This is a genomic window from Rossellomorea sp. LJF3 (assembly GCF_037046045.1).
In the GTDB taxonomy this organism is placed as follows: domain Bacteria; phylum Bacillota; class Bacilli; order Bacillales; family Bacillaceae_B; genus Rossellomorea.
This window is the reverse complement of record NZ_JBANLY010000005.1, coordinates 94,599-119,366: the sequence shown is the minus strand read 5'-3', so window position 1 is coordinate 119,366 and position 24,768 is coordinate 94,599. Positions and strand designations below refer to the sequence as shown.

The 24,768-nt window shown below is 44.1% G+C and carries 26 protein-coding genes and 1 riboswitch; all 26 genes read left to right on the top strand.

Annotated features, from left to right (window positions below; translation table 11 throughout):
- Positions 1–373: 373 nt before the first annotated feature.
- The 26 genes from V8G47_RS07405 to V8G47_RS07280 all read left to right on the top strand — a co-directional run bounded on the left by V8G47_RS07405 (position 374) and on the right by V8G47_RS07280 (position 24,739).
- Positions 374–2,758, top strand: coding sequence for a 3-hydroxyacyl-CoA dehydrogenase/enoyl-CoA hydratase family protein (locus V8G47_RS07405; protein WP_336199539.1), 2,385 nt, complete (start codon positions 374–376; stop codon positions 2,756–2,758).
- 37 nt (positions 2,759–2,795) lie between these two features.
- Complete coding sequence (locus V8G47_RS07400; RefSeq protein ID WP_336199538.1) at positions 2,796–3,974, top strand: acetyl-CoA C-acetyltransferase; 1,179 nt, start codon at positions 2,796–2,798, stop codon at positions 3,972–3,974.
- A gap of 68 nt (positions 3,975–4,042) precedes the next feature.
- Positions 4,043–5,827 carry an acyl-CoA dehydrogenase family protein gene (locus tag V8G47_RS07395; RefSeq protein ID WP_034764040.1) on the top strand — a complete coding sequence of 595 codons (1,785 nt, stop codon included), beginning with the start codon at positions 4,043–4,045 and terminating at the stop codon, positions 5,825–5,827.
- 137 nt (positions 5,828–5,964) lie between these two features.
- Complete coding sequence (locus V8G47_RS07390) at positions 5,965–6,744, top strand: SDR family NAD(P)-dependent oxidoreductase (protein WP_336199537.1); 780 nt, start codon at positions 5,965–5,967, stop codon at positions 6,742–6,744.
- A gap of 31 nt (positions 6,745–6,775) precedes the next feature.
- On the top strand, positions 6,776–7,078 hold the full coding sequence (locus V8G47_RS07385; protein WP_044338179.1) for an ArsR/SmtB family transcription factor: 303 nt from the start codon (positions 6,776–6,778) through the stop codon (positions 7,076–7,078).
- A gap of 113 nt (positions 7,079–7,191) precedes the next feature.
- Positions 7,192–7,548: an arsenate reductase family protein gene (locus V8G47_RS07380; protein ID WP_336199536.1), complete on the top strand. Its 357-nt coding sequence runs from the start codon at positions 7,192–7,194 to the stop codon at positions 7,546–7,548.
- A 117-nt stretch (positions 7,549–7,665) separates the two neighbouring features.
- The gene (gene gcvH, locus V8G47_RS07375; protein ID WP_336199535.1) at positions 7,666–8,049 is read left to right on the top strand and encodes a glycine cleavage system protein GcvH; all 384 of its coding nucleotides are present in this window, start codon (positions 7,666–7,668) and stop codon (positions 8,047–8,049) included.
- A gap of 92 nt (positions 8,050–8,141) precedes the next feature.
- Positions 8,142–8,378, top strand: coding sequence for a YusG family protein (locus tag V8G47_RS07370; protein WP_336199534.1), 237 nt, complete (start codon positions 8,142–8,144; stop codon positions 8,376–8,378).
- A gap of 180 nt (positions 8,379–8,558) precedes the next feature.
- Positions 8,559–8,915 (top strand): toprim domain-containing protein, encoded by a 357-nt coding sequence (locus V8G47_RS07365; protein ID WP_060673038.1) that lies wholly within the window; start codon positions 8,559–8,561, stop codon positions 8,913–8,915.
- A gap of 2 nt (positions 8,916–8,917) precedes the next feature.
- Positions 8,918–9,235, top strand: a complete 318-nt coding sequence (locus tag V8G47_RS07360; RefSeq protein ID WP_442970807.1) for a thioredoxin family protein — start codon at positions 8,918–8,920, stop codon at positions 9,233–9,235.
- Positions 9,236–9,656: 421 nt separating this feature from the next.
- Positions 9,657–10,007, top strand: a complete 351-nt coding sequence (locus V8G47_RS07355) for an SCP2 sterol-binding domain-containing protein (RefSeq protein WP_336199533.1) — start codon at positions 9,657–9,659, stop codon at positions 10,005–10,007.
- 112 nt (positions 10,008–10,119) lie between these two features.
- Positions 10,120–10,226, top strand: a riboswitch (SAM riboswitch).
- Between the two features lie 148 nt (positions 10,227–10,374).
- The gene (locus V8G47_RS07350) at positions 10,375–11,397 is read left to right on the top strand and encodes a methionine ABC transporter ATP-binding protein (protein ID WP_336199532.1); all 1,023 of its coding nucleotides are present in this window, start codon (positions 10,375–10,377) and stop codon (positions 11,395–11,397) included.
- Entirely contained in the window at positions 11,394–12,062 is a 669-nt protein-coding gene (locus tag V8G47_RS07345) for a methionine ABC transporter permease (protein WP_336199531.1), read from the top strand. The genes V8G47_RS07350 and V8G47_RS07345 overlap by 4 nt, the downstream gene beginning before the upstream one ends.
- Before the next feature lie 15 nt (positions 12,063–12,077).
- Complete coding sequence (locus tag V8G47_RS07340; RefSeq protein ID WP_336199530.1) at positions 12,078–12,902, top strand: MetQ/NlpA family ABC transporter substrate-binding protein; 825 nt, start codon at positions 12,078–12,080, stop codon at positions 12,900–12,902.
- 453 nt (positions 12,903–13,355) lie between these two features.
- Positions 13,356–13,721: a carboxymuconolactone decarboxylase family protein gene (locus V8G47_RS07335; protein WP_336199622.1), complete on the top strand. Its 366-nt coding sequence runs from the start codon at positions 13,356–13,358 to the stop codon at positions 13,719–13,721.
- 336 nt (positions 13,722–14,057) lie between these two features.
- Positions 14,058–14,204, top strand: coding sequence for a hypothetical protein (locus V8G47_RS07330; protein ID WP_167562138.1), 147 nt, complete (start codon positions 14,058–14,060; stop codon positions 14,202–14,204).
- A gap of 460 nt (positions 14,205–14,664) precedes the next feature.
- The gene (gene sufC, locus V8G47_RS07325; protein ID WP_079532027.1) at positions 14,665–15,450 is read left to right on the top strand and encodes a Fe-S cluster assembly ATPase SufC; all 786 of its coding nucleotides are present in this window, start codon (positions 14,665–14,667) and stop codon (positions 15,448–15,450) included.
- A gap of 17 nt (positions 15,451–15,467) precedes the next feature.
- On the top strand, positions 15,468–16,778 hold the full coding sequence (sufD, locus tag V8G47_RS07320; protein ID WP_336199529.1) for a Fe-S cluster assembly protein SufD: 1,311 nt from the start codon (positions 15,468–15,470) through the stop codon (positions 16,776–16,778).
- On the top strand, positions 16,778–18,007 hold the full coding sequence (locus V8G47_RS07315; RefSeq protein ID WP_336199528.1) for a cysteine desulfurase: 1,230 nt from the start codon (positions 16,778–16,780) through the stop codon (positions 18,005–18,007). Before sufD ends, V8G47_RS07315 begins: the two co-directional genes overlap by 1 nt.
- On the top strand, positions 17,997–18,437 hold the full coding sequence (gene sufU, locus V8G47_RS07310) for a Fe-S cluster assembly sulfur transfer protein SufU (protein ID WP_034763670.1): 441 nt from the start codon (positions 17,997–17,999) through the stop codon (positions 18,435–18,437). The genes V8G47_RS07315 and sufU overlap by 11 nt, the downstream gene beginning before the upstream one ends.
- 38 nt (positions 18,438–18,475) lie before the next feature.
- Positions 18,476–19,873 (top strand): Fe-S cluster assembly protein SufB, encoded by a 1,398-nt coding sequence (sufB, locus tag V8G47_RS07305; RefSeq protein WP_034763673.1) that lies wholly within the window; start codon positions 18,476–18,478, stop codon positions 19,871–19,873.
- A 149-nt stretch (positions 19,874–20,022) separates the two neighbouring features.
- Entirely contained in the window at positions 20,023–20,865 is an 843-nt protein-coding gene (locus V8G47_RS07300; RefSeq protein ID WP_336199527.1) for a DUF72 domain-containing protein, read from the top strand.
- Between the two features lie 21 nt (positions 20,866–20,886).
- On the top strand, positions 20,887–21,711 hold the full coding sequence (locus V8G47_RS07295) for a sulfite exporter TauE/SafE family protein (protein ID WP_336199526.1): 825 nt from the start codon (positions 20,887–20,889) through the stop codon (positions 21,709–21,711).
- A 27-nt stretch (positions 21,712–21,738) separates the two neighbouring features.
- Positions 21,739–23,091 carry a bifunctional metallophosphatase/5'-nucleotidase gene (locus V8G47_RS07290; RefSeq protein WP_336199525.1) on the top strand — a complete coding sequence of 451 codons (1,353 nt, stop codon included), beginning with the start codon at positions 21,739–21,741 and terminating at the stop codon, positions 23,089–23,091.
- A gap of 56 nt (positions 23,092–23,147) precedes the next feature.
- Positions 23,148–23,450 (top strand): YunC family protein, encoded by a 303-nt coding sequence (locus V8G47_RS07285; protein WP_060673052.1) that lies wholly within the window; start codon positions 23,148–23,150, stop codon positions 23,448–23,450.
- Positions 23,451–23,626: 176 nt separating this feature from the next.
- The gene (locus V8G47_RS07280; protein ID WP_336199524.1) at positions 23,627–24,739 is read left to right on the top strand and encodes an HD-GYP domain-containing protein; all 1,113 of its coding nucleotides are present in this window, start codon (positions 23,627–23,629) and stop codon (positions 24,737–24,739) included.
- Positions 24,740–24,768: the final 29 nt, after the last annotated feature.

Here is a 24,768-nt window from a genome sequence, read left to right as displayed (position 1 = left end):
CCGATTTTCAGTGGAAACGAAGACGCCAGAACCTAAAAATCCTTTGAAAGCGGGCTTTCAATAAAAAAATGGGAGCAGAAATGGTTGTCTACCCAAGGTCCGTCCCTCCAAAATTTCATATATATAATAGGAGAGAATAGGTTGGCGCTTGTGTGCAGGCACGTGGACTTGGGTGGATGAATAGGTTGATTTAGACGATTGCCCATGTAGGTGTGGGAGACAATAGCGAATTTTTTGTAAATTTAACTCTTTAAATATTGCGATATTTTAGAAAATCCGATATATTAGATGTAACAGGAACTCATTCGAGTCTTTTTTTTAAGTGAAAAATGAATGAGTATTCATTCAAAGTGTGAATAAGGGGGAAATACCATTGGTTCGTAGAATTCAGAAAGCCGCAGTGTTAGGATCAGGAGTCATGGGTTCAGGAATAGCCGCGCATCTTGCAAATATCGGCATCCCGACAATGTTATTAGATATCGTACCAAGAGAATTGACAGACGAACATAAAGCAAAGGGATTGACAGAAGAGAGCAAAGCGTTTCGTAATCAGTTTAGTGAAAACGCTTTAAAAAAGCTCTTTAAACAAAAACCGGCACCACTCACCTCAAAACAGAATGCTTCACTTATTACGGCAGGTAACTTCGAGGATGACCTTCAATATATCAGTGATTGTGACTGGGTCATCGAAGTAGTCGTTGAGAATTTAGATATTAAGAAGAAAGTATTCGAACAAGTGGAACGCTACCGCAAACCGGGAAGCATCATCAGTTCCAATACGTCAGGGATTTCAATCGAGGCGATGTCGGAAGGACGGTCAGAAGACTTCCAGAAGAATTTCCTTGGCACACATTTCTTCAATCCGCCACGTTACTTGAAGCTTCTTGAAGTGATCCCGACGAAAAAGACGGATCCGGAAGTCGTAAGTTTCATGAAGACATTTGGTGAAGACGTCCTCGGTAAGGGTGTCGTCATGGCAAAGGATACGCCAAACTTCATTGCGAACCGTATCGGAACGTATGGCTTACTGATCACGGTGCAGGAAATGTTAAAAGGCGGCTACTCTGTAGGGGAAGTCGACTCCATTACAGGACCGACGATCGGAAGACCGAAAAGCGCCACTTTCCGTACACTTGATGTCGTAGGACTTGATACATTCGCACATGTTGCAAAGAATGTGTATGACCAAGTGGAAGGCGAAGAACAGAAGGTGTTTGAAGTACCTGCATTCATGCAGAAAATGCTTGAGAACGGCTGGCTTGGAAGTAAGAGCGGGCAAGGCTTCTTCCTTAAGAAAGGGAAAGAAATCCTGGAGCTTAATCCTGAAACGATGGACTATCAGCCCCGCCAAAAGCTGAAAACAGCTTCACTTGAAATGGCGAAAAATGAAAAGGGCTTAAAAAATAAAATCAAATCACTTGTCTATGCAAAAGATCAGGCAGGGTCACTACTGTGGAATATCGTGTCTCCGGTCTTAACGTATTCAGCCGAGCTGCATGGTGAAATTGCAGATGACATCGTGGGCATCGACCAAGCCATGAAATGGGGCTTCGGATGGGAAATGGGACCATTTGAAACATGGGATAGCATCGGAGTTGAAAAATCAGTAACCCGTATGAAGGAAGAAGGCCGCACTGTACCACAATGGGTGGAGACGATGCTTTCAGAAGGCAACTCCACATTCTATAAAGAGGAAAATGGTGAGCGTTACTTCTATCACAATGGCGACTATCGACTTGTAGAACGTAACCCGAAGGCGATCGACTTAAAGGCGCTGAAGAACTCAGGAAAGCTCATCAAAAAGAATTCCGGGGCGAGCCTGATCGACATCGGGGACGGAATTGCCCTTCTTGAATTCCATTCCCCAAATAACGCCATCGGCATGGATATCACTCAAATGATCAATTTTGCCGTTGATGAAGTAGAGAAGAACTACAAAGGACTCGTCATTGGGAACCAGGGCAAGAACTTCTGTGTGGGGGCAAACCTTGCCATGATCCTCATGGAAGCGCAGGATGACAATGTCTTTGAAATCGACATGGTTGTACGGCACTTCCAGCAGGCGATGATGAAGATCAAATATTCTTCTAAACCGGTTGTGGCGGCACCATTCGGTATGACATTAGGCGGAGGAAGCGAAGTCTGCTTACCGGCTGCCCACATCCAGGCGTCGATGGAAACCTACATGGGCTTAGTCGAAGTCGGTGTTGGATTGATCCCTGGAGGCGGTGGAAATAAAGAGCTTTATATGAAGCACTTAGCCAACCTTCCAAACGGAGTGGAATTCGATCTTCAGAAAGTGGCCAATAAAGTATTCGAAACGATTGCCATGGCGAAGGTTTCCACATCCGGGGATGAAGCAAGGGATAATAACTTCTTGAATAAAGCCGATGGAGTAAGCGTAAACAATGATCATTTACTATACGATGCAAAACAGGCAGCATTAAGCCTATCAGAAGCCGGTTACTCGGCTCCGATCCGTAAAAAGGTTCCGGTCGTAGGTGAGCCGGGATATGCAACTCTTCTTCTTGGAGCTCAGTCCATGTTCCAGTCAGGCTTCATTTCAGACCACGATTTGATGATTGCGAAGAAGCTTGCTTATGTGATTGCAGGCGGAAAAGTACCATACGGAACAGAAGTCGACGAACAGTATCTGTTGGATCTTGAAAGAGAAGCGTTCCTAAGCCTTGTTGCACAGCCTAAGTCTCAGCAAAGAATGCAGCACATGCTTGTAAAAGGAAAACCATTACGCAACTAATCAGCGTTTCAATCATAGGAGAAAGCGGGGGAATATTATGCGCGAAGCAGTCATTGTCGCTGGTGCAAGAACACCAGTCGGAAAATCTCGAAAAGGATCATTGGCTCAGGTAAGACCGGATGATCTTGGAGCACTAGTAGTGAAAGAAACCCTTAAGCGAGCAGGTAATTATGAAGGGAACATCGATGACTTGATTATCGGGTGTGCGATGCCGGAAGCAGAGCAAGGGTTGAATATGGCACGGAATATCGGAGGACTTGCAGGTCTTCCTGATTCCGTACCGGCAATCACCATCAACCGTTACTGTTCATCAGGATTACAATCCATTGCCTATGCGGCAGAAAAAATCATGCTCGGTCACTCTGATACGGCGATCGCCGGTGGAGCGGAATCCATGAGTCTTGTCCCGATGATGGGCCATGTGGTTCGTCCGAACTCGAAGCTTGCTGAAAACGCTCCTCAATATTACATGAGCATGGGTCATACAGCTGAGCAGGTTGCAACAAAGTTCGGCGTATCCCGTGAAGATCAGGATGCCTTTGCCGTACGAAGCCACCAAAAAGCGGCCAAGGCGATTTCTGAAGGGAAGTTTGACGATGAGATCGTCCCAGTCGATGTGCTTCATCGTTCAGTAAGCGGTGACAATAAGCTTGTCGAAAAATCCTTCCAATTTTCAAAAGATGAAGGGGTCCGGGCAGAAACAAGCTCTGAGGTTCTCGCTAAATTACGACCGGCTTTCAATGTAAAGGGCTCTGTAACGGCAGGGAACTCATCACAAACGAGTGACGGAGCAGCGGCCGTCATGGTGATGGACCGTGAAAAGGCAGGATCATTAGGTCTGCAGCCGATGGCGAAATTCAGAAGTTTCGCAGTAGCGGGCGTACCGCCTGAAATCATGGGGATCGGCCCTGTGAAAGCAATCCCGCGGGCACTTAAGATGGCAGGACTTGAGCTTTCGGATATCGGATTATTTGAACTGAATGAAGCATTCGCTTCCCAGTCCATCCAGGTCATCCGTCAGCTGGGGTTGGATGAAGAACGAGTAAACGTGAATGGCGGGGCCATCGCTCTCGGTCACCCACTGGGCTGTACCGGCGCGAAGCTGACCCTTTCACTGGTACATGAAATGAAACGCAGAAACCAGCAATTCGGTATCGTCACCATGTGTATCGGCGGCGGAATGGGAGCAGCCGGCGTATTTGAATTAATCGGTTAATCGGAGGGACGGACCTCGAATCTCGAGGCCCTCTACTCTTTCAAAATATCATTTTAGGGGGATTCGAAATGGCGAATCAAACAGAAAAGCTAATCAAGGGTGGAAGTTTTTTAATTGAAGATGTAAGCTTTGAGCAAGTTTTCACACCGGAAGATTATTCCGACGAACAAAAAATGATTGCGAAAACGACAGAGGACTATGTACTGAATGAAGTTGTACCTGTCATTGATAATCTGGAAAATCATGAGTTTGATCATTCTGTGCGTCTTTTAAAAGAAGCAGGGGATCTTGGTCTTCTGGGAGCAGATGTACCTGAAGAGTACGGCGGATTAGGTCTGGATAAAGTAAGCTCGGCTTTGATTGCTGAAAAAATGTCACGTGCCGGCGGATTCTCCATCTCTCACGGAGCTCATGTGGGTATCGGATCCCTTCCGATCGTACTATTTGGTAACGAAGATCAGAAACAAAAATATCTTCCTGCACTTTCCACCGGTGAAAAATTAGCCGCTTACGCTTTGACAGAGCCAGGTTCAGGTTCTGATGCACTTGGTGCGAAAACGACGGCTAAATTAAACGCAGAAGGTACCCACTACATTCTGAACGGGGAAAAACAATGGATCACAAACTCTGCATTTGCCGATGTGTTCGTTGTGTATGCAAAGATTGATGGAGAGCATTTCTCAGCATTTATCGTAGAAAAAGAATTCCCTGGCGTTTCAACAGGTCCTGAAGAAAAGAAAATGGGGATCAAGAGCTCATCCACTCGTACATTGATTCTTGAAGATGCTGAAATCCCGGTGGAAAACCTCCTGGGTGATGCCGGTAAAGGCCATATCATCGCCTTCAACATCTTGAACATCGGTCGTTACAAATTGGGTGTAGGTGCAGTGGGAGCAAGTAAACGTGCCCTTGAAGTAACGGTTCAATACACGAATCAGCGTCAGCAGTTCAAAACACCGATCTCAAGCTTCAACTTGACGAAAGAAAAGCTTGCGACTATGGCATCTAAATTGTACGCTGCGGAATCTTCCGTTTACCGTACAGTAGGATTATTCGAGGATCGCATGAGCAAACTGACGGATGAAGAAGTAAAGAATGGGACAGAGGTTGCAAAATCCATTGCTGAATATGCAATCGAATGTTCATTAAACAAATTCTTCGCAACGGAAGTGCTTGATTATATTGTAGATGAAGGCGTTCAGCTTCATGGTGGATACGGCTTTATGCAGGAATATGAAATTGAAAGAATGTACCGTGATTCCCGTATCAACCGTATCTTCGAAGGAACGAATGAAATCAACCGACTTCTTGTTCCAGGCACATACCTTCGTAAAGCCATGAAAGGTGAACTGCCATTACTTCAAAAAGCGCAGGCTCTTCAAGAAGAATTGATGATGCTTATGCCTGAAGAAGTGGGCGATGAGCCATTGGCACAAGAGAAGTACCTTGTGAAGAATGCTAAGAAAATCGGCTTGATGCTGGCAGGATTGGCTGCACAGAAATACGGTAAAGCCCTTGAAAAAGAACAGGAAATCCTTGTTAACATTGCGGATATCGTTTCTCAGGCTTACGCAATGGAATCTGTTGTCCTTAGAACGGAAAAAGCGATTGAAAAAGGCGGAGTGGAGAAAGCGAAACAAAAGCTTCTTTACACACAAATCTTCTGTCAAGAAGCTTTTAATGAAATTGAACAGCATGCAAAAGAAACGCTTGTGGCAACTGAAACGGGTGACACACTGCGCATGATGCTGTCAGCTCTTCGTAAATTCACACGCCACACACCGATCAACGTGATCGCAGTGAAGCGTGAAGCATCAGAAAAGCTGATCGATGTAGAAAAATATGCACTTTAAGTAAGGATAGGGACGGACCTCCAATTTGGAGGTCCGTCCCTTTATTTCGTTTCACGATTTGACATCAATCGTACTGTGAATTATTATATGTTTAAATGTTTAAGTGTTTAAACGTATAAAAAAGGTGGTAAGGACAGATGAATAAGACTGTTTTAATTACTGGTGCTTCAAGTGGTATCGGTCTGAATTTCAGTCATAAGTTTGCCGGTTCTGGACATGATGTGATTTTAGTGGCCAGAAGTGAGGAAAAGCTGCTGGCTTTATCACAGGAAATCATGAATAAATACGGGGTAAAAGCGCATGTGTTTATTTCTGATCTTTCGAAGCCCCAAGCCTCAAAGAAGCTTTATGATGAAATCAAAGTACAGGGAATCAGAGTCGATATTCTCATCAATAATGCCGGTTTCGGATTATTCGGGGAGTTTGAGGAAACGGAACTTTCCAAAGAGCTGGATATGATCCAAGTGAATATCACGGCCCTGACAGAGCTGAGTAAGTATATTGGGAAGGAAATGGTGAGCCGGAAGAGTGGGCGTATATTAAATGTTGCGTCAACAGCAGCATTTCAGCCCGGACCATTGATGGCCGTTTACTATGCAACAAAAGCGTATGTCCTTTCTTTCTCGGAAGCTTTGGCCAATGAGTGGGCCAAACATGGGGTCAAAGTGACGGCTCTTTGCCCCGGTGCAACCGAAACAGGATTCAGTGATGCGGCCGAACTACAGTCCTCCAAGCTCTTCCAGTCGGGTGTGATGAGTGTGGAAGATGTCGTGGAAGAAGGATATACACAAATGATGACAAAGGACAAAGTAGTGATCGTCCCAGGTATGAAAAACCGGATACTGACTCAGGCGATTCGATTCATACCGCGTAAAATGGTCACGAATATTGTTCGGAAGGTACAGGAACGGGTATAATTGAATGTGAATGAGTTGAAGGGAGAAGGCTATGGGCCAAAAAGCAATCGATACATTCCGTGCTTGTATTCCATTATTCCAAGCGCTGAGCGATCCTTATCGTCAGGATATAATTCTACTTCTTGCCGAACAAGAACCTCTTACGGTCAATCAGATAACTGAAAATCTGACATTATCCCGACCTGCTGTTTCCCATCACCTGAAGATCCTGAGAGATCAGCAGCTGGTATCACTGGAGCAAAAAGGAACACAGCGTTTCTATTCTCTTGAACTGGACAACGCAACCGTCCTCCTCAAAGAATTGGTTGAAACCGTTGAAAAACAATGTGAGTAATGTTCCGGAAAAGAAGGATACTAACGGATATTGTCGAATATAGAAAAAAGATTCACGGTGACCGGATGGGGAACACACCCTATCCGGTACCTGCTAGGAAAGGTGGTGCAATGATGTCATTGACTTTTTATTCTTATCCAAAATGCGGTACATGTAAGAAAGCAAAAAAGTGGCTGGAGAACCAGGGTCTCTCCATAGATGAAATACATATTGTAGAAAATCCCCCGTCAAAAATGGAGCTTAAAAGCCTGTACGAAAAGAGCGGATTTCCTCTTAAGAAGTTTTTCAATACAAGTGGCAAAAAATATCGTGAACTTGGCTTGAAAGATAAAGTGAATTCAGCTTCTGATGATGAATTATTAGAAATCCTTTCCTCTGACGGGATGCTCATCAAACGTCCAATCACGACGGATGGAAGCAAGGTGACCGTAGGTTTTAAAGAAGAAACGTTCGAGGAAACCTGGAAGTAAAAATGGGTAAGTGATTTCCGATGAAAAAGTTTCATTATTCACACTTAGTTTTCTTGCTTTTTCGATGAAAAGTGTGTCAATATTAGGTTGTATAACTAGCATTTGGAGGGATAGAGAATGAGTACACCGAAAGAACTTCGTTATTCAGAAGAACACGAGTGGGTCAAAGTTGAAGGGGAAAATGTACGCGTAGGAATCACATCATTTGCACAATCTGAGCTGGGCGATATCGTATTCGTCGAGTTACCTGAAGTTGGAGATGAAATCAAAGCGGACGAGCCTTTCGGCAGTGTTGAATCGGTAAAGACCGTTTCTGAGCTATACGCACCTGTTTCCGGTAAGGTTGTAGAAGTGAATGAAGAGCTTTCCGACAGCCCTGAATTCGTGAACGAATCACCTTATGAAAAAGCATGGATGGTCGTTGTGGAACCTTCAGATGCTGGAGAAGTAGACAAGCTGATGACAGCTGAAGAGTATGATAGAATGATCAATGAAGGATAATTTCCATCCCGACACCTTGAGATTTCTCAAGGTGTTTTGTTTTTCTTTTTGGGCATCATATGGGTATGCGTAAAAAGAAAGGATGAATACGTATGGTACTTGAACCAAAGAAATTAGATGTCACAAGCAGGGTGACAGGCAGGCTTAAAAATGGTGAAGTCGAATTATTCCTCGACGGTCAGGCAATCGGCAGAATGTCCCTGCCCCTTGATGGATTGACAATGGAACCGAACTTCGAAGCAAAAGAAAATAAAATTTATCAAAACTATACTTCCACTGAAGGCCAAGATGCGAGATACACGGATTGTGACGAAGGTGGATGGTGTTAAAGGTGACCCGGGGTGCCAGATTCGTGTATGGATCTGGCACCATTTCTATAAGCAATGAAACAAACCACTTGCACTATTTTTTGTAAACATGAGAAAATATGAGTAGAAAGTGGACATCATCTCTTGTTATCTGAATATACTATCCTAATCTTATTTCTGAAAGATAAGGTGATGATCATGATGGAACTTGACGAAAAGGTAATCATTGTCGAAGGTACAACCGACAAGCGGAAAGTAAGAGGAATAATCAAAGAACCGATTGAAATTATTTGCACGAATGGAACGATCAGCATCACAAAAATGGACGAACTCATCGATGAGCTGTTCGAAAGGGATGTATACATCCTCGTCGATGCAGATGATGCGGGGGAGAAGTTACGCAAACAGTTCAAGCGTGAATTCCCTGAAGCGGAACACCTTTATATCGACCGGATGTATAAGGAAGTGGCCGCTGCTCCGGAATATCATCTTGCCTCCGTTCTCATTGGTGCAAATATCGATGTGCATAAAGAATATCTTGGAAAAAGGATGATTTAGTTTTGTTGGAGGTAAGCCAGACAGAAGAATTAAACGAATCGATCAAATACCATGCGTTTGAAGCCGTTTATCTATATACACCGATGTGTGGTACATGTCAGGTCGCGGGTAAAATGTTGGAAGTGGTCGAGAAACTCCCCCAGTCATTTCATTTTGCAAAGGCGAATCTGAACTATCTGCCTCAATTCGCAGAAGAACAATCCATTGAAAGCGTCCCCTGCCTTCTTTTATTTAAAGATGGACAGGAAATGGAGAGAATCTATGCCTTTCAATCCGTACCATTCCTATACGAAACCATCAACAAAATCCAAAGCAGTTAGTGGGGATAAGAGACCTTTGTGAAAGGTCTTTTTATTTTGTCTTCACCAGCTTTAGAAATAGGATGAAATTGCCCCCAGTCGCATATTTATCTAATTTGAGAAGTACATGATTAGTGTTGATTGGAGCGGAAGAGGCTCAACTCACGCCCCGAGGAAAGCGAGCATCTGGAGCGGAAATCAACCAGCACGGTGCTGATAAGAACAGAAAAGTTTATGAAAACAGTGATTTTCTTTCTACAAACGAGGACATATTTCTTGGGAAATGTTTCGAATCCCATCGTTTTTTGACTGGTCATCACCCAATTTCTTACTGTTCGACAAATAAGATAAACTCATTCAAAACATGTCGAGAATGTCTAAAAGGGAAAAATGCCTATAAGTGGAATTGATACTATATAGAAGTTTCACTGGGAGGGTATTCATGCGAATATATTTAGAGGAATTAGTAGATCAGTGTCATTCAAGGTATCACTTACGACTCTTGTTTCCGGACAGCCCATTTATTCTTCAGTTTCGATGTGAAAAGGAACAATACGAAATCTCCATTTCAAACAGAGGTTGTGCTGTATTGACTGATGGCAGCAGGGAATCTCATTTTGTCATTGAGGGACAAGAAAAGGACATGCTATCCCTGCTTACAGGAGAAGATCGATTGTCACAACTGATCGAAAACGGCATCCTGGAGGTCAGGGGAGGATACCGCCAGCTATTATTTATAGAGTCCATCCTTTGGCTGACAAGGTCCAGGGTCAAGGAACCGGTCCAAGTTTAAAAAACGTGAGAAAAAAGAATTGACACATTTCTATTTTCGATGATAGAATCTCTCTTGTAGCGAATTTTCAGAGTCTTCAACAATTCAAAAAATTAAATAAATCGATACTTTACTCTTATTTAGAGAGGTGGAGGGACGTGCCCTATGAAGCCCGGCAACCGTCAATGAAAATTGAAATGGTGCCAATTCACTCAAAGCAATTGCTTTGAAAGATGAGAGAAAGGATAGTCCTATATATGATTATGCCTTTCTGCTTATCGCAGGAAGGCATTTTTTATTGTATACGTAAAGGCTGTGGGAATTGCAAGCGCAACTATAATTCTAATTATAAATGTCTCGTTTTACTCGGAAAGAAGGTGGAGACAGCATGATTACCATTTCAGATGTGAAAAAAATCTATCAATCAAAATCAGGAGCGATTTCAGCCGTCGATGGCGTCAACATCGACATTGGCCAAGGAGAAATTTTTGGAGTGATTGGCTATAGTGGGGCAGGTAAAAGTACGTTGATCAGGATGCTCAATGGACTTGAAGTTCCCACAAATGGAACCGTCAACGTGAATGGACAGATCGTTTCCCAAGTGAAAGGGAAAGATCTTCGGCAGGCGAGGCAGTCAATCGGGATGATCTTTCAGCATTTCAATCTCCTTTGGTCGCGTACAGTACTTGAAAATATCCAGTTTCCATTAGAAATCGCCGGAGTTTCTAAGAAGGAGAGAGTGCGAAGGGCCAATGAATTATTGGAGCTGGTGGGATTGGATGGGAGAGGAGACGCCTATCCATCCCAATTGAGCGGTGGACAGAAGCAGAGGGTCGGGATTGCGAGATCCCTTGCAAATAATCCAAACGTCCTTCTTTGTGACGAAGCCACCTCTGCTTTAGATCCGCAAACAACCGATTCCATCCTTGATTTATTGGTGGATATTAATAAACGTTTAGGTCTGACCATCGTCCTGATCACCCATGAAATGCATGTGATCAAAAAAATCTGTCATCGTGTGGCAGTCATGGAACAAGGGAAGGTGGTAGAGCTTGGGGATGTTCTTGAAGTGTTCAGAAACCCTAAAGAGCAGGTGACGAAGCGATTTGTGAGAGAAGTATCTCAAGTGGAAGAAACAGGGGAAACGATCGATCACCTATTGGCTCAGTATCCGAAAGGAAAAGTATTGAAATTCACCTTCGTTGGTGAATCGACTGAGCAACCGCTCATTACCAGCTTGATCCGAAGATTCGACCTGGATGTCAATATCCTTCAAGGACAGATTTCCCAAACGCAAAAAGGGGCTTATGGTACGCTATTCGTCCATCTTGACGGAAACGAAGAGACGATTCAGGCAGCCGTTGCCTTCGCTGAGAAACAGATGGTCAAAGTGGAGGTGATCGGAGGATGATAGAAAATATATTTCCGAATGTGGACTGGGAGAAGATGTGGGAAGCGACTGTTGAAACCCTTTATATGACGGGGATGTCAGTCCTGATTACCTTCATAGTAGGACTGATTCTTGGAATCCTGTTATTTCTTACATCCAAGGAGAATTTATGGGAAAACAAGCTTACTTATACGGTGACCAGTGCAGTGGTCAATGTATTCCGCTCGATTCCCTTCATTATCCTGATTGTATTACTGATTCCATTTACAAAATTTTTATTGGATACCATCCGTGGGGCGAACGCGGCCCTTCCTGCCCTGATCATCGGAGCAGCACCGTTTTATGCACGCATGGTGGAAATCGCATTAAGAGAAGTGAACAAAGGCGTCATTGAAGCGGCGAAAGCGATGGGAGCGAAGACAAGCACAATCATATGGAAAGTGCTTATTCCCGAATCTCTTCCGGCTTTGGTTTCAGGTATCACGGTAACAGCCATCGCCCTGGTGGGGTACACGGCAATGGCGGGTGTCATCGGTGCCGGGGGATTAGGAAACCTCGCTTACCTGGATGGTTTTCAACGGAGCAGGGAGGATGTAACCCTTGCCGCGACCATCATGATTTTAATCGTTGTATTCGCAATTCAAATCATTGGAGACTACTTCACAAATAAATTAGACAAACGATAAGAGGAGAGAAAACAGATGAAAAAATGGTTAGCAGGAATAGTAGCAGCAACAAGTATTTTTGGATTGGCAGCATGCGGGAGTGATTCCGGATCCGGAAGCAGTGGCGAGAAGGAATTAGTGGTAGGAGCGTCAAACGTTCCCCATGCGGAAATTCTTGAAAAAGTGAAACCGATTTTGGAAGATAAGGGAATCGACCTGCAAATTGAAACATATCAAGATTATATCCTTCCGAATAAAGACTTGGATAATGGTGATTTGGATGCGAACTACTTCCAAACCGTACCTTACATGGACTTGCAGATGAAAGAGAACGAATATGATTTCGTCAATGCAGGAGGAATTCATATCGAGCCAATCGGTGTATATTCCAAAAAGTATAAATCTCTCGAGGACCTTCCTGAAGGTGCCACGATCTTGATGAGTAATTCCGTATCCGATCATGGCCGCATCCTTACTTTATTAGAGAAAAAAGGTCTGATTACGTTAAAGGACGGAGTGGAAAATACACAGGCACAGCTGGAAGATATCAAAGAAAATCCAAAAAAACTGAAATTCGATTATGAGTACGAAGCGGCTCTCCTTCCGCAAATGTATGAAAATGAAGAAGGGGACGCAGTTGTGATCAACTCCAACTATGCCATAGATGCAGGGTTGAAACCCCTGGAGGACTCCATCGCCATCGAAGACAGCAACTCTCCGTACGTGAACGTAATTGCTGTGAATAAAGGTGACGAAAACAAAGAAGAAGTAAAGGAACTGGTCAAAGCCCTGCGCTCAAAAGAAATCCAGGACTTCATCAATGAAGAATGGGATGGAGCCGTTGTACCCGTAACGGAATAACATTAAGAAAAAGGTTGGGACAATAGTGTTATAACCAAAGAAAAATCCGGACGATTATTCGAATTCTGTGAAGGAAAAACGAAATTCGTTCGGATTTTTATGTTTATTAAAAGCATATAATAGGTATTTATACGATTCTAGCTGTTGATTGGAGTGCAAGACGAAGACTCCTACGGGAAAAGCGGAATAGGTGAGACCCCGCAGGAGCGTAGCGACGAGGAGGCTCGCCTTCCGCCCGAGGAAAGCGAAGTCTTGCACGGAAATCAACAGCGGTGCAACAAGTGATTCTAAATAACACCTAATAGATATTGTTCGTCTTTAAAGCGAATGGAGTTAGTTAAGTCCCAACCTCTTTCTTTCATCAAGTGACATCGGTAACTTTTTAACATATTCATTTCCAAATTGGCTCATACTATTTCCGATGAATCTATTTTCGAAATGGAGTTGGATGATATGCAGATGGAACCTAGAAACACAACCGAAGCAGCCCTTCATGATTATAAAATGGGACTTGGAATCTTCACTGAGAAAATGCCTGAGCTTGCAGAGCAATATAATACGTTTACAGAGCACTGCTTCAGAGAAGGAGTCCTTTCCAAAAAGGAAAAACAGTTGATTGCACTTGGAATCAGTCTTTATTCCCAGGATGAATATTGTATTATCTATCATACAAAAGGATGCCTGGATCAAGGATGTTCTGAAGAAGAAATCCTCGAAACCATCGGTGTAACAGCAGCATTCGGTGGAGGAGCGGTCATGAGTCAGGCTGTGACATTAGTACAGCAGTCGATTCAGGATTTGAATCAACTAAAGCAATGAGTGCTTAGAGAGGGAGAGATCCTTCTCTTTTTTATGGGTACTTTTACAAAACTCATTGCAGTGCATACCTCTAACGGTAATAAATATACATTTCAGCTAATAAAATTTCACCGGGACAGTATTATTTGGCAGTATAGAGGCGGAATTTTGTGAAAACTTAAGGGTAGCCCCCGGGAATCAGGCTGACGGATAAATTTTAGAAAAAATGATGAAATACCGGTTTTGTCTTGTGAACGAGGGGGTAGTATAGTTGTAAAGTAATTAAAAACCCGAAAGGAATGATTCATTATCGACTCTCTTGAGAGTATCTCGTACACAAGTGAAATGGAGAAGGCAATGCATGGAGCCCATGGAATAGGTTATGAGGTGTACAAACGAAAGCATGAAGTCAGAATGCAAGTAGAGAAGAAAAGAGAGCAGGATTATAAGGAAAGCCGCCGAATGATTGCTGCACTTGATCGCAGGGTGCACGCTAATATATAATAAGGAAGAAAAAAGGAAACCAGTGTAGAAGATGCACTGGTTTTTTGTTTTTAAAAATAAAATTTGTGGTCATTATAGGAAGCTCAAGCTTTGAAAATTGATTGGAGCGGAAGGTGCTCGACTCCGACGGGAATAGCGGGAAAGTTGAGACCCCACAGGGCAAAGCCTGAGGAGGCTCAACTCACGCCCCGCGGAAAGCGAGCACCTGCAGCGGAAATCAAACCACTCGCTATATGAAAAGCGAAAGTTCTCTAAGAAAACAGGTCGTAGACAGCCTACATTTTCCTATCCCTTTTGACCAACAATAGAAAGGGATTCCACCGTCCGGTTAACATGAACTGACAACTTGAAAAAGTTGATAATAGCTTTTATTTGTTATAAGATTGTAATGAGAATAAATTGAGAATGATTAAAGAATTATATTCTTAAATTCATTATAAAGTCACGGAGGTAAATATACATGGCAGGTTCTACTTTAACAATTAAAGATCTTCATGTTGAGATTGAAGGAAAGGAAATCCTGAAAGGGGTTAACCTTGAAATTAAAGGTGGAGAAATCCACGCAGTAATGGGACCGAATGGTACAGGTAAATCAACTTTATCTTCTGCTATCATGGGTCACCCAAAGTATGAAGTGACAAAAGGAAGCATCACGTTCGACGGTGAAGATGTCCTTGAAATGGAAGTCGATGAGCGCGCACGCGTAGGACTATTCCTTGCAATGCAGTACCCAAGTGAAATCAGCGGTGTAACGAACGCAGACTTCTTACGTTCAGCCATCAACAGCCGTCGCGCGGAAGGCGAAGAAATTTCACTTATGAAGTTCATCCGCAAAATGGATTCTGAAATGGAATACCTTGAGATGGATCCGGATATGGCTCAACGTTATCTTAACGAAGGATTCTCAGGCGGAGAGAAGAAACGTAATGAAATCCTTCAACTAATGATGATCCAACCTAAGATCGCTATCCTTGACGAGATTGATTCAGGTCTGGATATCGATGCCCTTAAAGTTGTTTCCAAAGGAATCAACAAAATGCGCGGGGAAGATTTCGGCTGCCTGATCATCACTCACTATCAGCGCCTTCTTAACTACATCACTCCTGATCACGTTCACGTTATGATGCAGGGACGCATTGTGAAATCAGGGGGCGAAGAATTAGCACAGCGCCTTGAAGCAGAAGGATATGACTGGATTAAAGAAGAGCTGGGAATCAAAGACGAAACTGTCGGCCAAGAAGCGTAAGTGTTAGGGGGATGAAAATGACTGTAGAAACGAAACTACCAGTAGATCAAGACTATGTCAGCTCCTACTCAAAACAACTTGGAGAGCCGGAATGGTTAACAACCCTTCGTACAGATGCCTTTGATAAAGTAAAGGATCTTAGCCTTCCAGTTGCAGATAAAACGAAGATCACAAACTGGAATTTTACTCAATTCCAGAAGCATACAGTGGAAAGTGACGCGTTTTCATCATTGAGCGAGCTGCCTGAAGAAGCGAAAGCATTAGTTGATTTAGAAAACAAAGATCAAAGCCTTTATATTCAACGGAATAATACACCTGCTTTTCTTTCACTATCAAACGAATTAAAAGACAACGGTGTTATTTTTACGGATATTTTTACTGCTGTGAAAGAACACAGTGAGCTTGTTCAGAAGTACTTCATGACTGAAGGCGTAAAAACGGATGAGCATAAGCTTACAGCCCTTCACGCAGCATTGATGAATGGAGGGGCCTTCCTTTACATTCCGAAGAACGTGGAACTGTCACAACCGATTCAAGCGGTTTACGTTCACGACAATGCAGAAGTTGCGATGTTCAACCACGTATTGGTTGTCGCTGAAGATAATAGCTCTGTCACATATGTGGAGAACTATATCTCTACTACAGATGCAGAAGATGGGGTTTATAACATTGTCACAGAAGTATTGGCAAACAATAACGCAAAAGTGGCATACGGTGCAGTGGACAATCTTTCAAGCGGAATCACGACTTACGTAAACCGTCGTGGTGTGGCAGCAAGAGATGCACGCATCGAGTGGGCTTTAGGATTAATGAACGACGGTGACACCGTTTCTGAAAACGTGACGAACCTTATGGGCGATGGCTCATATGGCGATACGAAAACCGTAGTCGTTGGACGCGGCAAACAGAAGCAAAACTTCACGACTAAGGTTGTTCACTACGGTAAAAACTCTGAAGGATACATCCTTAAGCATGGCGTCATGAAGGACGAATCATCTTCTATCTTCAACGGTATCGGTAAGATTGAACATGGTGCTTCCAAGTCAAATGCAGAGCAGGAATCACGCGTATTGATGCTTAGCGAAAAAGCACGTGGGGATGCAAATCCGATCCTTCTTATTGATGAAGATGACGTAACGGCAGGGCACGCCGCTTCAGTAGGTCGAGTGGATCCACTTCAACTTTACTATCTAATGAGCCGCGGGATTCCTCAGCATGAAGCTGAACGTCTTGTGATTCACGGCTTCCTTGCTCCTGTGGTAAAGCAATTACCGATCGAAGGAGTCAAGAAACAACTGGTTGAGGTAATTGAAAGGAAAGTAAACTAATGGATGTAAAAGAGATTCGTAAACAATTTCCGATTCTCGACCAGGAAGTAAATGGCCATCCACTCGTTTATCTTGATAGTGCCGCAACATCTCAAAAGCCGGTTTCCGTCATAGAAGCAGTGAACGATTACTATCGTGGATATAACTCGAATGTTCACCGGGGGGTCCATACCCTTGGGACGAGAGCGACAGATGGCTATGAAGGTGCCCGTGAAAAGGTCCGCAATTTCATCAACGCTTCCTCTACCCAGGAGGTCATATTCACCCGTGGAACGACGACCGCGATCAATACCGTCGCAGCTAGCTACGGCAGGGCCAATTTAAGTGAGGGTGATGAAATTGTGATCACTCATATGGAGCATCACAGTAATATCATTCCTTGGCAACAGCTGGCGAAAGAAACAGGAGCTACGTTGAAATACGTTCCTCTGCAGGAAAATGGAACGATTGAGATCGAGGATGTAAGGGAGACAGTCACTCCTCAAACGAAGATCGTTTCCATCATGATGGTTTCAAACGTACTCGGTACGATGAATCCAATCAAGGAAATCACCAAGATCGCTCATGAAAATGGCGCAGTCATGGTGGTGGACGGAGCACAGGCTGCTCCACATATGAAGGTTGACGTACAAGATTTGGACTGCGATTTCTTCGCCTTCTCCGGTCATAAGATGGTAGGTCCTACCGGGATCGGGGTATTGTACGGCAAGAAAAAGCATCTGAATAATATGGAGCCGGTTGAATTCGGTGGAGAGATGATCGATTTTGTCGGACTTCAGGAATCTACTTGGAAAGAGCTTCCGTGGAAATTTGAAGGAGGCACTCCGATCATTGCAGGAGCCATCGGCCTTGGAGCTGCCATCGATTTCCTTGAGCAAGTCGGCCTTCATAATATTGAAGAGCATGAGCATAAGCTTGCCGCTTATGCTTTGGATAAGATGAATGAAGTTGACGGTATGACCATTTTCGGACCAAGTGATCCCGGGCAGCGTGCAGGTCTTGTGACATTCAACATAGATGATGTTCATCCGCATGATGTAGCAACCGTGCTTGACGCAGAAGGGATTGCCGTCCGCGCAGGCCATCACTGTGCACAACCGTTGATGAAGTGGTTGAACGTTTCCGCAACGGCACGTGCCAGCTTCTATCTTTACAACACAGAAGAAGATATTGATAAACTTGTTGCCGGCCTGGTGAAGACAAAGGAGTTTTTCAGCGATGTCTTTTAATAATTTAGATCAGTTATATCGACAAGTCATCATGGATCATTACAAGAATCCACGTAATAAAGGTTCTTTAGAGGATGGGAGCTTTACTATCGATATGAATAACCCTACATGTGGAGACCGCATTCACCTTACGTTAAAAGTGGAAGATGGTGTCGTTCAGGATGCGAAGTTCGACGGGGAAGGTTGTTCGATCTCCATGGCTTCTGCGTCCATGATGACACAGGCGGTCAAGGGAAAAGAGATCGAAAAGGCACTCAAGCTTTCAAAGATTTTCTCTGATATGATGCAGGGCAATGATTATGACGACGATGTGGATTTAGGAGATATAGAAGCATTACAAGGAGTCGCGAAATTTCCGGCCCGTATCAAATGCGCGACATTGGCCTGGAAAGCGATGGAAAAAGGAGTACAGGAAGAAGAGCAGGAATAAGCTCTTCTCCGACTCTATTTAAGAATGGAGGAATCAACATGGCAAAGAAGATGCCTGAGATCGGAGACTATAAATATGGCTTTAGCGATAAAGACGTATCGATTTTCCGTTCTAAACGTGGTTTGACGAGGGAAATCGTTGAAGAAATTTCTCGTATGAAAGATGAGCCTAAGTGGATGCTTGATTTCCGTTTGAAGTCACTTGAGCATTTTTATAATATGTCTATGCCTCAATGGGGCGGAGACATGCAGGAACTGAACTTCGATGAGATCACTTACTATGTGAAGCCTTCTGAAAAGTCAGAGCGCAGCTGGGATGAAGTCCCTGAAGAAATCAAGCAGACGTTTGATAAATTAGGGATTCCGGAAGCAGAGCAAAAATATCTTGCAGGGGTTTCTGCTCAGTATGAGTCAGAAGTTGTCTATCACAACATGCAATCAGATCTTGAAGACATGGGAATCGTCTTCAAAGATACAGATTCCGCCCTTAAAGAAAATGAAGAGCTATTCCGTGAGCATTGGGCGAAGGTTATCCCTCCTACGGATAATAAATTCGCTGCCCTTAACTCAGCGGTATGGTCCGGTGGTTCTTTCATCTATGTACCTAAAGGGGTAAAGGTGGATACACCACTTCAAGCTTACTTCCGTATCAACTCTGAAAACATGGGTCAGTTCGAGCGTACGCTGATCATCGTTGATGAAGGCGCAAGCGTTCACTACGTAGAGGGTTGTACAGCACCGGTTTACACAACGAATTCACTTCACTCGGCAGTCGTTGAAATCATCATCAAGAAAGATGCGTACTGCCGTTATACAACGATCCAAAACTGGGCGAACAACGTGTTCAACCTGGTGACGAAGCGTGCCGTATGTGAAGCGAATGCAACGATGGAATGGGTGGATGGAAACATCGGTTCGAAACTGACGATGAAATATCCGGCTGTCATCCTTAAAGGGGAAGGCGCCCGTGGTATGACACTATCCATTGCACTTGCAGGTAAAGGCCAGCACCAGGATGCAGGGGCGAAAATGATTCACCTTGCACCTAATACATCTTCCACAATCGTTTCTAAGTCCATCTCCAAGCATGGTGGTAAAGTAACGTACCGTGGAATTGTACACTTTGGCCGTAAAGCGGAAGGCGCACGCTCAAACATCGAGTGTGACACGCTGATCATGGATAACCAATCGACTTCCGATACGATCCCTTACAACGAAATTCTGAACGATAACATTTCGTTAGAACACGAAGCGAAGGTTTCAAAAGTATCAGAAGAACAATTATTCTATCTTATGAGCCGCGGAATTTCTGAAGAAGAAGCAACAGAAATGATCGTAATGGGCTTCATCGAGCCATTCACGAAAGAACTTCCAATGGAATACGCAGTCGAAATGAACCGTCTGATCAAGTTCGAAATGGAAGGTTCCATCGGGTAATAATCAATCAAACTCCCTTGATGAGTCATCAGGGGAGTTTTTTTCTACCAACTATTCCCCACTATTTTTCCACGATCAATCCAAACATAAGAATTTCCATTTCCCTTATGATAAAATGGACATGTTCATAATAAAGCAGGTGAATGCGGATGATATACATAGGTGTAACAGGCTGGGGAGATCACGATACCCTCTATGAGAATGTTTCCCCCAGGGACAAACTAAAAGAATACGGAGCTCATTTCCCTATAGTTGAGGTGGACACGACGTTTTATGCTGTCCAGCCTATTCGAAATGCGGAAAAATGGGTAAAGGAAACACCGGAGGACTTTAAATTTATTGTAAAAGCATACCAGGGGATGACTGGTCATCAGCGTGGCGAAATCCCTTTTGAAACAAAGGAAGAAATGTTCAGTGCCTTTAAAGAGTCCCTTGCTCCATATACGAATGCTGGGAAACTGGCGATGGTCCTTCTTCAATTCTCGCCTTGGTACGATTGTAAAAAAGAAAATGTCGATTATATACGCTACTGCCGGGAGCAATTGAAAGATCTTCCTGTATCACTTGAATTCCGGCATCAGAGCTGGTTCAGACCCGAGTTTCGGGACAAGACCTTAACGTTCATGAAAAAAGAAGGATGGATCCACAGCATTTGTGATGAACCCCAAGCTGGTGAAGGATCCGTGCCGCGGGTGCTGGAAGCGACACATGAAGATGCCACTCTTATCCGGTTTCACGGCAGGAATCTCTATGGTTGGAATAAACCGAATGGGGAAGATTGGCGGGAGGTCCGCTATTTATATCGCTATAATCGTGCTGAGCTGGAAGAATGGATTCCCCATCTTCATCATTTGCACGAAAGGTCTAAAGATCTTTATATTCTTTTTAACAATAATTCTGGTGGGGACGCGGCTGACAATGCGAAAGAATTGATTGAATTATTAGGGCTTGAGTATGAAGGACTTGCCCCGAAGCAGCTGGATTTATTTTAGCCGACAGGAGATGAAAGGCAGATGGAATGGATTGTTCTTCTATCGATCGGGCTTTTGGCAGGTGCGATAGGATCACTGGTCGGTTTAGGTGGTGGCGTCATCATTGTTCCCGCCCTGATCTATTTTGGTACATATACAAGCCTGGTAGAAGGGATGAACCCGCAGACCGCTGTGGGTACCTCACTGGTCATCATGATATTTACAGGGTTATCTTCCACACTTGCATACTTAAAGCATAAAACCGTCGATTATAAAAGCGGATTGATTTTCTTTGCTGGCAGCGGACCCGGGTCGATTCTTGGAGCTTGGGTGAACAAGGGATTGAATATGGAAAGCTTCAATCTTTATTTTGGTATCTTCATGATACTGGTGGCGGTTATTCTGATGATCCGGAATAAGTTAAAGCCTATTGAAAAATTCAGGAATGCATCTTTTCAGAGGGAATTTACCGACCCAAGTGGAGAAACCTTCCGGTATGGATACCCTCCACTACTTGGAGTGGTGATCGCCTTCGTCGTTGGATTTACTTCGGGTTTGTTTGGCATTGGCGGCGGCTCTCTGATGGTCCCTGCCATGATCCTGATTTTTCTTTTCCCGCCCCATGTGGCTGTTGCAACATCCATGTTTATGATTTTTCTTTCGGCATTGGTGAGCTCGGGAACACATGTGTTGTTCGGTAATGTCAAATGGCTGTATGCACTGGCTCTTATTCCGGGAGCGTGGATCGGGGCAAAGGTCGGGGCATATATCAATACAAAGCTCGAGTCCAAGGTATTGGTGAGCGTATTGAGGATTATATTGATTTTAATTGGTATTCGATTGATTTATCAAGGAATGACAGGATAACATTCCTCCAATAGGAGTGAACGATTTATGGGAGAAACCATTCATATTTATCATACTAACGATCTTCACAGTCACCTTGAGAACTGGCCGAGGATCAGGGACTTTTTAAAACAGAGAAAACAAAAGCATATGAATGACGGGGAGTCTGTGTATCTATTTGATATCGGTGATCATGTGGACCGCTGGCATCCATTGACTGAAGCGACGTTAGGAAAAGGGAACGTTGATTTATTAAATGAAGCCGGGTTCGATGCTGTCACAATCGGAAACAATGAAGGGATCACATTGGATTATGATGATTTAAACAGTCTGTATGACAGTGCCCGGTTTGATGTGATTGTAGGAAATCTGCTGGATCGTTCCTTAAGGCGTCCAGGGTGGGCTGAGACCCACCGGATTTATCGGACCGGCAGTGGAGTGAGGATTGGCGTCATCGGATTAACGGCCTATTTCAAACCTTTTTACGAAGCTCTCGGCTGGAACATCACCTCCCCTTTGGATGAACTGAGGAAGTTGGTTCAGGAGGTTCGCCAAAGCGTCGATATGATCATACTCCTTTCCCATTTGGGAATAAGGGACGACGAGATGATCGGGGAACAATTCCCTGAAATAGACGTTATTCTGGGTGCCCACACTCACCATGTCTTACCCAAGGGGAAAGAGGTGAATGGCACCATGCTTGGTGCTGCAGGGAAATACGGTCATTATGTCGGTCATATGATGATTGAGATGAATACATCCACAAAGCAGATCATGGAAAAGAAGGCACGTCTATATGAGCAGGATGAACTTCCGTCTGTTGTCAGGGAAGCGGAGGACAGAGATCAATGGTTCCGGGACGGGGAAGAGCTATTAAAGCAGGAAGTGACCTGCCTGACAAAATCCTTCCCGGTTGATTGGTTTCACACGTCCCCACTGCCTGAAGTGCTTAGTGATGCACTAATGGAATGGTGTGGAGCGGATTGTGGCTTCCTTAATGCCGGTCTCCTCATAGATGGACTTGACGAAGGAATGGTGACAAAGCAGGACTTTCACCGCATTCTTCCCCACCCGATCAACCCCTGCATGATCCGGATGAAGGGAGCCGAGCTGAAGGAAATCATTAAGCAGACCCTTAATGAGGACTGGCCGCATCTTGATGTGAAGGGACTTGGTTTCAGGGGGAAAGTGATGGGGAGGTTCGTGTATTCGAATATCCACTTTAAAGACCATGATATCTTCATCGGAAACACTCCGATCGACCCCGGTAAGATATACAAGCTGGCCCTTCCGGATATGTTTACATTCGGCCACTTCTTTCCGGACCTTCAGAGGCTTGAGAAGAAGTACTTTATGCCGGAATTTTTACGGGATGTCCTCGAATGGAAATTGAAACAGTAAATGTCTCACCGTTTCGTCACTCATGACATACATATGAGTGAAGGGAGCGATGAAACATGATGAATGTATCTCCGATTACCATTGGGGGACATACCTTTACAGCCATTTCTGTTGCACTTCCGAAAACCAATCTCCTCGTCGTGACGAGTGAAAAAGGATATATCATGTGTGGGGCACTTGATGTTGCGCTGCTGAATGAAAAATTAAAGGACAGGGGGATCATCGCGGGAAGAGCGGTTGGTGTGAAAACCATCGATCAGCTCCTCGATGCGCCACTGGAGTCCGTCACCTATGAAGCAGCGAATCTCGGCATCCACACGGGAATGGCCGGAAGGGACGCGCTGTTGAAAATGATATAGAACCTGAAAATGACCAGTGCTCTCCTGAGCGGCTGGTCTTTATTTTATTCCTGATTTCCTCTATATTCTTTCATGAATATTTAACCAAATACACCTTGCAAGATCATTTTTATCCTTTATAATGGAGATACTAGGAAATTTTGTCGAAAAATGAAAGAATTACATAGGAGAATTCTATGAGGCTTATATCAACACGGGCTTTGAAACCCGGCATGGTTCTAGCTACAACGGTATATAATATGAGAGGTCAAGCGTTGATTCATGATAATGTTCCCATTACAGAACGCATGATTTACAGATTGCAGGAGCTTAGTATTCAGTATGTTTATATTGAAGACTCTCTTTCCAGTGGAATTCATGTGAAGGGGACCGTTTCGAGTAAAGTGAGACAAGAGGCGGTCCAGAATATCGAGATGGCCTTCAATCAATTAAGCACATCCAACGAGAAGCCAAGCCTCCTCGTGATTGAAGATAGTGCCACTCAATTGAAGCAGGTGATTGATGTCGTCCTGTCCGAAGTAAAGGCGAATCATGATCTTTTGACGATTTTGACAGATGTGTTTACATACGACTCCTATATTTTTCATCACTCATTTAATGTTACGTTATATACACTTTCCATCGGTCTTGAACTTAAGCTTTCACAGAAGCAGCTGGAGCAGCTTGGGGTTGGGGCGATCCTCCACGATATCGGTAAGATGCTTGTGCCCGAAGAGATCCTGCTGAAGCCCGGGAAGCTTACAGAAGATGAATTCTCGGAAATCAAGAAACACTCTGAACATGGCTTTGAGATCTTGAGACAGCTGCATTCAGTGTCCCTGATCATCGCACACTGTGCCTATCAGCATCATGAGAGGCTCGATGGGTCCGGTTATCCGCGGGGGATCAGGGGTGAGGATATCCATCCGTTCGCAAAGATCATCGCTGTGGCCGATGTATTTGACGCCATGACGTCAAACAGGGTGTACAGAAAAGCGATGCTTCCCCATCAGGCTTTAGAGGTATTATACGCAGGATCGGGATCCCTGTTCGATTCACAAGTGATCGAAGCCTTCCGGTCATCGGTCGCGATGTATCCGAATGGCATGATCGTGGAACTGAATGATGGTAGGAAAGGGATTGTGACCGATCAAAATAGAGGAGTCACAGACCGTCCTGTCATACGGATCATCGAAGAAGATGGGCAGGAGTCAGACTCTCCTTATCTACTCGATTTAAGCAAGGAATTAGACAAGGTCATCACAGGCTTTGATCCGGATTATGAACCGCAATCTCTTAAGATTAAATAAATTTTTGCGCTAAACCCCTCTTACAATGC